The sequence below is a fragment of the Pseudoalteromonas sp. SR44-5 genome (assembly GCF_014163675.1).
GTDB classification, from domain to species: Bacteria; Pseudomonadota; Gammaproteobacteria; order Enterobacterales; family Alteromonadaceae; genus Pseudoalteromonas; species Pseudoalteromonas rhizosphaerae.
Genome location: NZ_JACJDT010000019.1, coordinates 66,481 through 76,263 on the forward strand (window position 1 = coordinate 66,481; position 9,783 = coordinate 76,263).

Annotated in this window: 12 protein-coding genes; 5 read left to right on the forward strand and 7 right to left on the reverse strand. The window is 39.5% G+C overall.

Going from position 1 to position 9,783, the window contains the following annotated elements; translation table 11 throughout:
- Window positions 1–7: 7 nt before the first annotated feature.
- Window positions 8–1,300 (reverse strand): NCS2 family permease, encoded by a 1,293-nt coding sequence (locus tag H5154_RS12155; protein ID WP_182718438.1) that lies wholly within the window; start codon window positions 1,298–1,300, stop codon window positions 8–10.
- A 127-nt stretch (window positions 1,301–1,427) separates the two neighbouring features.
- On the opposite strand from H5154_RS12155, the gene H5154_RS12160 reads away from it, so the two are divergent.
- The 4 genes from H5154_RS12160 (at window position 1,428) to H5154_RS12175 (ending at window position 5,910) form a co-directional block, all read left to right on the forward strand.
- Entirely contained in the window at window positions 1,428–1,883 is a 456-nt protein-coding gene (locus H5154_RS12160) for a sel1 repeat family protein (RefSeq protein WP_149982845.1), read from the forward strand.
- A gap of 223 nt (window positions 1,884–2,106) precedes the next feature.
- On the forward strand, window positions 2,107–2,541 hold the full coding sequence (locus H5154_RS12165; RefSeq protein ID WP_182718444.1) for a SulA-like leucine-rich domain-containing protein: 435 nt from the start codon (window positions 2,107–2,109) through the stop codon (window positions 2,539–2,541).
- 40 nt (window positions 2,542–2,581) lie between these two features.
- The gene (locus H5154_RS12170; RefSeq protein WP_149982847.1) at window positions 2,582–3,061 is read left to right on the forward strand and encodes a YchJ family protein; all 480 of its coding nucleotides are present in this window, start codon (window positions 2,582–2,584) and stop codon (window positions 3,059–3,061) included.
- 878 nt (window positions 3,062–3,939) lie between these two features.
- Window positions 3,940–5,910, forward strand: coding sequence for an RICIN domain-containing protein (locus tag H5154_RS12175; protein ID WP_182718439.1), 1,971 nt, complete (start codon window positions 3,940–3,942; stop codon window positions 5,908–5,910).
- A gap of 40 nt (window positions 5,911–5,950) precedes the next feature.
- Here H5154_RS12175 and H5154_RS12180 read toward each other — a convergent pair whose 3' ends face one another.
- The 6 genes from H5154_RS12180 to H5154_RS12205 all read right to left on the reverse strand — a co-directional run bounded on the left by H5154_RS12180 (window position 5,951) and on the right by H5154_RS12205 (window position 8,582).
- A complete protein-coding gene (locus tag H5154_RS12180) occupies window positions 5,951–6,472 on the reverse strand; it encodes a YgjV family protein (protein ID WP_182718440.1) in 522 nt (173 codons plus the stop codon).
- Window positions 6,473–6,546: 74 nt separating this feature from the next.
- Entirely contained in the window at window positions 6,547–6,765 is a 219-nt protein-coding gene (locus H5154_RS12185) for a DUF6500 family protein (RefSeq protein ID WP_182718441.1), read from the reverse strand.
- Between the two features lie 7 nt (window positions 6,766–6,772).
- Window positions 6,773–7,213: a GNAT family N-acetyltransferase gene (locus H5154_RS12190; RefSeq protein WP_182718442.1), complete on the reverse strand. Its 441-nt coding sequence runs from the start codon at window positions 7,211–7,213 to the stop codon at window positions 6,773–6,775.
- Between the two features lie 37 nt (window positions 7,214–7,250).
- Window positions 7,251–7,667, reverse strand: coding sequence for a tetratricopeptide repeat protein (locus H5154_RS12195; RefSeq protein WP_182718445.1), 417 nt, complete (start codon window positions 7,665–7,667; stop codon window positions 7,251–7,253).
- 245 nt (window positions 7,668–7,912) lie between these two features.
- Entirely contained in the window at window positions 7,913–8,353 is a 441-nt protein-coding gene (locus H5154_RS12200; RefSeq protein ID WP_182718446.1) for a DMT family transporter, read from the reverse strand.
- The gene (locus H5154_RS12205; RefSeq protein WP_149983453.1) at window positions 8,331–8,582 is read right to left on the reverse strand and encodes a LexA family transcriptional regulator; all 252 of its coding nucleotides are present in this window, start codon (window positions 8,580–8,582) and stop codon (window positions 8,331–8,333) included. The genes H5154_RS12200 and H5154_RS12205 overlap by 23 nt, the downstream gene beginning before the upstream one ends.
- A gap of 59 nt (window positions 8,583–8,641) precedes the next feature.
- On the opposite strand from H5154_RS12205, the gene H5154_RS12210 reads away from it, so the two are divergent.
- A complete protein-coding gene (locus H5154_RS12210; RefSeq protein WP_182718443.1) occupies window positions 8,642–9,757 on the forward strand; it encodes an IS630 family transposase in 1,116 nt (371 codons plus the stop codon).
- Window positions 9,758–9,783 lie beyond the last annotated feature (26 nt).

Here is a 9,783-nt window from a genome sequence, read left to right on the forward strand (position 1 = left end):
TATTAACTTAGGATAAAAACGCAAATTTTATCACAAACATCGCTGTCAATATCCACACACTGATGCTTACTTGTTCTCGTTTACCACACAATACTTTAACAGCTGTATAAGAAATAAAGCCCAGTGCAATGCCATGAGCAATGGAGAATGTTAGCGGCGTCATCAGTAATACCACACTCACTGGAATGGCATCTGTCATATCATCCCAATTTACAAACTTGAGGTTTTGTAGCATTAGCACCGACACGTATAAAATAGCTCCCGCAGTTGCATAAGCTGGCACCATTTTCGCCAAAGGTGCAAAAAACATCATCAATAAAAAGCACATTCCTACAACCACAGCTGTAAGTCCTGTTCTGCCACCCACAGACACCCCTGCAACTGACTCTATATATGAGGTTGTGGTCGAAGTGCCCAATACTGAACCGGCAATGGTTGCGGCACTATCAGCACTTAATGCTCGTCCTAAACGTGGCATATTACCTTTTTCGTCCGCTAAGCCTGCTTTTTGAGTTACCGCAACTAAAGTGCCTGATGTATCAAATAAATCAACGAACAACAATGCAAAAATGACGCTAAGCATTGACAACTCAAATGCCGCTGAAAAATCAAGTTGCATAAAAGTAGGCGCAATTGAAGGTGGCATAGATATCACGCCTTGATACTCTACCAAACCCAGACTTAGCGCGATCACAGTTACTAATAAAATACTGATCAAAACACCGCTTTTAAAATCACGATAAAGTAGCGCTGCAATAACAAAAAAGCTAAAAATAGCCAACAATGGACCGGCAGCCGTTATATCACCCAGCTGCACTAATGTTGCAGGGCTGGCCACAATGATCCCGGCATTTTTAAGCGCAATTAACGCTAAGAACGCTCCAATTCCTGTTGCAATGGCTTGCTTTAACACCAATGGAATAGCATTAATTATCCACTCCCTGACTTTGAACAAACTCAGGAACAAGAAAATACAGCCCGACATAAACACAGCCCCTAATGCTGCTTGCCAGGTATAGCCCATACCTAATACAACACCATAAGTAAAGAAGGCATTAAGCCCCATACCAGGAGCCAAAGCTAACGGATAATTTGCCCAAAAGCCCATGATAAAGCAGCCAATAGCGGCAGCAATACAAGTTGCCACAAACGCAGCACCTTGATCCATACCAGCTTCAGCCAACATAGCAGGGTTGACAAACACAATATAAACCATAGTAATAAAGGTAGTGAGACCAGCAATACATTCGCGGCGCACAGTCGAGTTGTGGTCGCTAATTTTAAATAACGCGTCGAGCATAAGTGAGTTTCATTTTAGATGACAATAATTGCGTGATTTTATCATATATTTCAAGAATAACAGGACAATTAACCTGATATTAGACTAAACTGAGCAGGTAAATGACAACAATAATATGTGTGGCACTATGACAGATACCTCGCCAATTGGCTTAGATTTAGAACAACAGTTAGAAAACGTATTATCGTTTATCACCCAACCGAGCAAAGCCCCACACAGTGCGGTTAAAGCTGATACTCCTGATAACACTGTTAATAAAGCCCTGTATTATTTAAAAAATGATCAACCTCCTCTCGCAGCTAAATGGATGCGCTTAGCTGCAATGTCAGGTAATCAGCGAGCCCAATTTTATCTCGGATTATTTTTTATCAAAGGCCAAGGCGTACCTACTAGTGTTTTTCATGGCGCGGTATGGCTAAGTTTAGCCAGTAGCCAAGGCTATGAGCCTGCAGCAACTGCCTTAACTGATTTACGTAAACATCTAACCACCCGCCGCTTTAAAGATGCCCAGTGTTATGCAGCAACACTGTATGAGCAAATACACCAACAGCAGTTTGCTCACCTGATCCCCAACTCACCTTAAAAAGGGACTAATCTACCCTTTTCATTAAAATCAATTGCCACCTCAATGTAACTAAGTAATATATTGTTTTATAAAAATTATTTTATTTTATGCACATTTCCTAAGCTGATGGTATCAAATAAATATAAAAATCGTTCAAAAAGATAGCAAAAAACACTTGCACACAAACACTGTATAAACTACTGTATATGAGTACTGTATAAACAACCAGTGAGTGAAACTTATGTTACAGCCAATTACCGTCAGAACAGTTAAAAGCTATCAACAAGATAATTTAAGCGCATCAGTAAATTTGATTCAGATAGAAGATGAGATCTCTGCAACTTTTGAACTTCTAAAGGTGTTACACCATTACAATAATAAAAACGCATGGACGTTACTGATTGCACCGGATCACGTACCAAGTAAAGCTTTACTCGATTCATGTTCTATTGATACCAGTAAACTATTAGTGATCAGGCAAAAGCATCTGGTTAATTTAGAGTATGTACTAAATTCTGCACTACATAACGGTAACTTTGCAGCGGTGATCTCCTGGACAGACATTGTGAGAGACAATCAAATAGCTAACCTGTCATTAAAGTTAGATCAAGCCAGTGCAAAACTATACTGTTTTACTAAAACCCAACAAGCTACAGAGATAGCATTAGCACAATAAGCTGTTAAAATGCCGTTTTTTAATAAAGCGTATTTTAATTATGACCTCACTCACTGACAGTCTTTGCTTATGTGGCAGCGAACAAAGCTATAGCGATTGCTGTGAAAAATTGCATTTAGGCAATATACAAGCAACAAGCCCAGAGCAACTAATGCGCTCTCGCTTTGTTGCTTATGCCTTAAAAAATGCTAAGTATATTTACCAAACTTATGCACAAGAAAAACAAGCAGCAAACCCACTCAGAGAAATTGCCGATTTTGCTAATAGTTGCCGCTTTATAAAATTAGCCGTGATCAGTGCAGATCAGCAAGAGTACACTGGTTGTGTTGAATTTTGTGTTAGCTATTTTTATCAAAACTTGTTTTGCCAACTGCATGAAAAATCAAGCTTCATAAAAGAAGATGGCCAGTGGCGTTATCTCGATGGTGAGATCTTCCCTGTTGCAGATATAAAAATTAGCCGCAATGATGAATGCCCGTGTGGTAGTGGTAAAAAATATAAAAAATGCCACAGCGTGTAACACTTTCTTAGAGTATAGTTTTTACCGTAAGTATTTATAAATAATCATAAATTCAAAAAACTCGCAAGCCAACGTGGTCTGTCTAAGTGCGATTAACTCTTTGTTGCTTAACCTAAATTTTGGTTCATGTGTTTTCTAACGCATTGATTTAAATCACTAATATTACTTTTACTCTCCAGCCAAAATTTTCAGGGAAAATAAGGAGAATTTACGCGTCAATAGCATGCCCTATTACAAATAAATTCAACGCAGTTAACATTGAAAAATAGCCGCTGGAGATGGATTTATTATCCGAAGCTCAGATTACTTCCGCCAGTAGAATAACGCGGTAGCAGTTATCGAGCCAACGAGGTTACAAACCTCTTGTCACGATTAAATCACTCCTAGATTAAACAAATTTTAATTCTGAAAGGTCAACATGCTCTAGTACTTCACAACAACACCTATAAACAACTAACTCATCCATAAAACATATCTATACTGCGTTAGAACCAGCCCCGTAGCATGCTAATATCTAGTCATATCAAAAAACAATAAAGGAACAAATGTTAACTAAATTTCAAGTGTCAAAAAAACACTATAATAAAAACTAGAAAATAAATCGTTATTATTTTTATATTTTTTAAAATAATTAAAACAAAGCCTAACCTGTTAATTTTAATTAAATATATTTATTTAAAACGCATAAAAACAAAACTAAATAATGAAATTAAAACTAATCAATCAGTAATTAGCATTGCAGAAAGTCATTTTTAGCGCAATAATGCCACCGGTAGCACTGCAGTGCAAGCATAAACAGGACTTGATCGTGTTAACATTTTTAACAATTAATTTATTTGATTGTTTTGATCTGAACATACAATAATTAGGAACAACCAATGAATAAACGTACGTTATTTAAATATTCTTTGCATGCTTTGGCCATAACAACTGCTATATATGGAAACAGTGCACTTGCTAATGCGTCAGGCTTTGCCGCAACGAATGGTGGTACAACCGGTGGTGCTGGTGGCGATGTTGTTTATGCAACAACTGGAACCCAAATTCATCAGGCTTTATGTAACCGAGCATCAGGTGACACACCAATTATCATCCACGTTGAAGGCACCATCAATCATGGCAACACCAGTAAAGTATCTGGAGATAGTTGCAATACTGGGCCAGATCTAATTGAACTAAAAGAAATTAGTAATGTTTCTATTATCGGTGTTGGTAGCGGTGCTCTTTTTGACCAATTAGGCATCCATATTCGTTCATCTTCAAATATCATTATTCAAAATGTTCACGTTAGAAACGTCAAAAAATCAGGCTCCCCCACCTCCAACGGCGGTGATGCAATTGGCATGGAGTCAAACGTCAGAAATATTTGGGTCGATCACGTTACACTTGAGGCCAGTGGTGGCGAAAGTTCAGGATATGATGCTTTGTTCGATATGAAGAGTAATACCAAATACGTGACATTATCTTACAGTATTTTGCGCAACTCTGGACGCGGTGGTCTCGTTGGCTCAAGTGATAGTGACGATACTAACGGCCCTGTTACTTTTCATCACAATTACTATGAAAATATTAATTCTCGCACGCCTTTACTAAGACACGCGACAGCGCATGCTTACAACAACTACTACTATGGACTCGTGTCATCGGGCATGAATCCACGAATTGGCGGTAAAATGCGCGCCGAAAACAACTACTTTAAAAATTCCAAAGATCCACTCGGCACTTTTTATACAAATGACATGGGTTACTGGCAAGTCAGCGGCAACATTTGGGATAATATCGATTGGTCTGAACAAGAAAACAAGCTTCACCCAGCAGGCCCTAATCCAACCTCAACCACAACAATCAACATCCCTTATAACTATCAACTTGATAATGCACAGTGTATACCCAACATCATTGCAGCAACGGCTGGCGCGAACAAAGGCTTACAAACATCAAATGGTCAATGTGGAACAACCACACCCACCGATCCAACACCGGATCCAGATCCAACACCTGAGCCAACACCAGCAGGGGAAAATCTAGCTATTAGTGCCGGTGTTGATGGCAGTTCTAAAGCCAGTGGCTCGAGTTATGGCAATGTGAACGACGGCGATATGTCAACTTACTGGTCACCGTCAGCTACCACGGGCACGATCAATATTAAAAACCTTAACACCACCATAAATGCGATTAAAATAATTGAAACCCCAGCTAGTAAAGGAAGCATTACAGCTTGGTCTTTAGTGAACTACGATACAGGTGTAACACTTACTAACGGTGGTGCTGTGCCAAATGTAATCACTTTTTCTAACACTAACTTATCCAAAGTAAGTTTTGTGATTCATTCCGCCAATGGCGTACCGCAAATTGCAGAGTTTGAAGTCTACAATGGTTATACCGACGGCAATAATGGCAACCCAACCAATACACAAGTCAATGGTACTTACCGCATTACCCCAAAACACAGTGGTGCATCATTAGATATTGCTAACTGTCAAAGTGAAGATGGGGCAAATGTTAGGCAGTGGTCTTGGCTTAATAATGATTGCCAAAAATTTAATATTTCAACAGTCGATGGGGTGTGGCATCGTATTTCACCAGTCAATGCTCCTTCTAAAGGGTTAGAGGTCTATACGCATTCAACTACAGCGGGTGAAAATATCAATATCTGGACATACACAGGGAGCTATAACCAGCAGTTTCGTTTTCAAAGTGCCGGCTCTGGTAAGTGGCGTATCATCAACCGAAATAGTGAGTTGTGCTTAGACGTCGCAGACAGCAAAACTGCCGATGATGCTAATATTCTGCAATGGACATGTACCTCAGGAGCAGAAAATCAAATGTTTGAGTTAACCAGACAATAACTAACATTTACTGTGAAGGGCTTTGCTAAGCCCTTTATTATCAACCGTGTTCAGTCAGCGCCTCACGAGTAAAGCGTTGTTTATGTAGTCTATAAATAGTCGATAAATTAATAACAATAACAGTCGCTTCCAATAACACGCCGCCAATAAAGCCAACAATTATATTATTTGCCAACCATAGGCACGATCCTGCAAACAGCAAAACACGCATTTTGATGCCCGTTAAGCAAAATAGTGCAAAACAACCCAAACAGGCGGCAACAATCGCAAGGTAATCCGTCCATTGCTGGGCTGTTAGATAACCGATAACCACGGTTAAAATAATAAAAATGGCTGCTATCCACACCGATTTCACCCGCATTGATACGGCTGTACGCCCCGCTGAAAATAAACAGCACAATGATGAAGTGATAGCATTGAGTAAATAAAAGTGCAGTGCATGATTTAGATTCATCACCACCATCATTATTTTTAAACGACGATCATCCTTTTGATAAAAGCACACCAATGCTAAAACAAAGCTCAGTAAACCAAACCCTTGGGCAATCCAACTACCAACCACCAGCCCTATTCCCCACTAAAATAAATATCTCAACCGCTATTGTGGTTAATATACAATCAAATATCTACACGCTATTACAGATTATTTTCAATCATGGTTTTAATGATCTGCGCTTTAACAAAGTGATCTAATTGGTGGGTTTGTATCCACCATGTCGCAGCTTCCATAAGTAATTCTGGATCATCATTTTTGTTGGCAAAAAAAGCATAAAATGACAGCCCAACATTACCTCCCTTCGCCGCTATTTTTTTGTCACAAACTTGAATGATCTTAGTCCTTAATTCGTCGCGCATTACGGCGTTACCTCACTTCACTTTTTAAACTGCATTGCATTTCAATAAATTGGTGTTCGCCAACTATTTCAACATCTTTAATATATTTAAAACCATAACTTTCGTAATAGCCTTGCAAATAGGCATGTGCATGAATTTCAATGATCTCAAGGCCAATTTTACCAGCATGTGATAACAAGGCATTAATAACCAATTTAGCAATGCCGGATCCTCGGTATTGCTTTAACACTGCAATCCTTGCCATAACGCCACACCGTGGGTTACGTTTCACTAACCGCGCAGTAGCGACTAAAGCACCGCCATCTGTTACCACCACATGCACAGCTCGTTCGTCGCAACCGTCTAAATCTAACTGCTTAGGAATACTTTGTTCGATCACAAATACCTGGTGGCGAATAGCATGCGCTTGCGCAATCAGTTCAGGGCTAGTGCCTAGCGTAACATCCATTTATTGTGACCTCTTAAACATAATCAACGAGCTAATTTTACTGTAATTGTTGTAGCAGCTGAGCTATTTCAGCTTTCAGCGCTTTATCAGGAATTTTATTTGCGCTAACCTGCGCAGCTTGTAAACTTGCGATAGCAGCTTCGGTTTGCCCTAGTTCAACATGCATAGTTGCCATCGCATAACCAATTGACGACATATAATCTTTCGCATTGATGGCGTTAGCTTTAGCTAATGCTTTTTCATAGATCAACAACGCATCGGCAAACTCATCGGTAAAATCAGCGAGCGTTTCCCACTGTACAGGATGATCTTTCTCAGTATTTTCATGCTCAATACACAGTGCTTTTAGCTGCCCATAGAGTGAATCGAACGTAACTTGATCTTGCTGCTGTGCAGCATTCATTAGCTCACCGGCTAAGTTCAATACTGATTTATACAGTTTTGTATTCATTATTCTTTCATTACCTTTTGTTAGAAATTACAGCCAAATTAACTATCTTGCATGGCTAAGAACAACAACTCAAAGCGAAACGAAAGAAAATACAAGGCCGAGAGCGTACTATTCTAATACACTCGAGACTAAAATGATTCATTCTAAAGCGTATCAAGCCTAAGGCGGGGAAAAAATCTCAGCTCAAATCAGGTGATAACCCCCCTGTTACAAGTTATCACCTCAGCCAAATTTTTATTGTTTCAAGGCTAACTCTCAGTTTTTGCTGTATCTTTACCACTTGCATGAATAAAATACAGCGCAATACCCAAACATATTACAGCGCCAATACGACTTGGCGAAAAAGCAATCACATCGTTACCAAGCCAACCAAAATTATCAATTAACATACTCATAAATAATTGACCGAATATTACCGCAACCGTTGCGACTGCAGTGCCAATTCGCTGCACAACAAACACCATTATCACGATATAGGGTACTCCACACATTGCCCCTAATAATTGCCACTTTGGCACATCCAACAGGGTTAGCGCATGCCTAGGTTCAAAATAAAAGATAAGTAACCCAGTGATCAACGCCCCTACCGAAAAGGTTAAAAATGCACAGCGAAAAACACCTACTTTACTTCCTAGTACTCGTTCACAGAAGTTCTGATCAGTTGCCTTACTTAAATTCAGGCAACTGATTTATTCCTATCAATAGCTTTATCGTTCGGCTTTTTCCAGCAGTTGAAGTGATGAACCCTTTCTTTTTAAGCGTTAAAATCATTGCATGAACACTTGATGATGCAGTCCCAAAATAACGCTCAAAATCATTTTCAGCAGGTGCAACACCATTCACTTTTGTGTAGTAATAAATAAATGCCAAATACTGCCCTTGTTTCACAGTGAACGACGGCAACTCTTCTTTATTCATAATGAACTTTTATCCTAATTGACGATCCTTTAACTCATATTTACTCATTTAATATTGTTATGAACCGAAAGTATATTGTTGAATTATCAGCAGAAGAAAAATGCGAATTAGTTAACTACTGCAAAAAAGGCATGGTCAATGTTCGAAAGTACAAACGAGCCGCCATTTTATTAAAAGCGGACCGTTGTCGATATACAACAGATCAAATATGTGAAGCGGTTCAAGTGAGCTCTTCAACTGTATTTCGAGTCAAACGTCAGTTTGTCGAAGACAGTTTAGAAGCCGCTTTAAATGAAGGTGCACGAAGTGGTGCTATGAGAAAAACCTCCGCGAAAGATGAAGTAACTTTAATAGCCACAGCCTGTTCTGAGCCGCCAACAGGACACTGCCGATGGACATTAGCGTTACTTGGCGAGCGATTAATAACATTAACGGATTTAGACAGTATTTCATATGAAACTGTTCGTAGACGCCTTAAAGAAAATGCGTTAAAGCCCTGGCAAAAAAAGATGTGGTGTGTGGCAACAATGGACGCTGAGTATATTGCAAGAATGGAGCATGTACTTGAATTATATGCTGAGCCAGCGGATGAGCTCAATCCTATTATTAATTTTGATGAGGCGATGAAGCAACTTGTTGATGATACACGGCCAGTACAACCGATGAAAAAGGGACAGGTAAAACGCCTAGATTATGAATATAAACGGGTTGGCGTGGCTAACTTATTTGTATTCTTTGACCGTCATCGGGGTTGGCGGCACGTTAAAGCAACACAGAGGAAAACGAAAGTTGATTTTGCTCACTGTATGAAGGACTTAGTCGATGAACACTACCCACATGCGAATAAAATTCGTGTCGTGCTAGATAACTTATCGACTCATACGGAAGGTGCGTTATATAAAGCATTTTCACCGCAAGAAGCACGACGTATTTTAAATAAAATAGAGTTCCATTACACACCTAAACATGCGAGTTGGTTGAATATGGTCGAGATAGAAATTGGCAATATGAATAAGCAATGCTTAGATCGGCGCATAGCAAGTATGGAAGAGTTAAAGACAGAGCTCACGGCGTGGGAATGGCGCCGAAATAAAGAAGGCGCCAGTATAAATTGGATGTTTAATGTTGATTCAGCACGTGAAAAACTAGAGAGAGCTTACGGTGCTCTCAACTAGTCAAAATTTGTGTGACGAAGTACTAG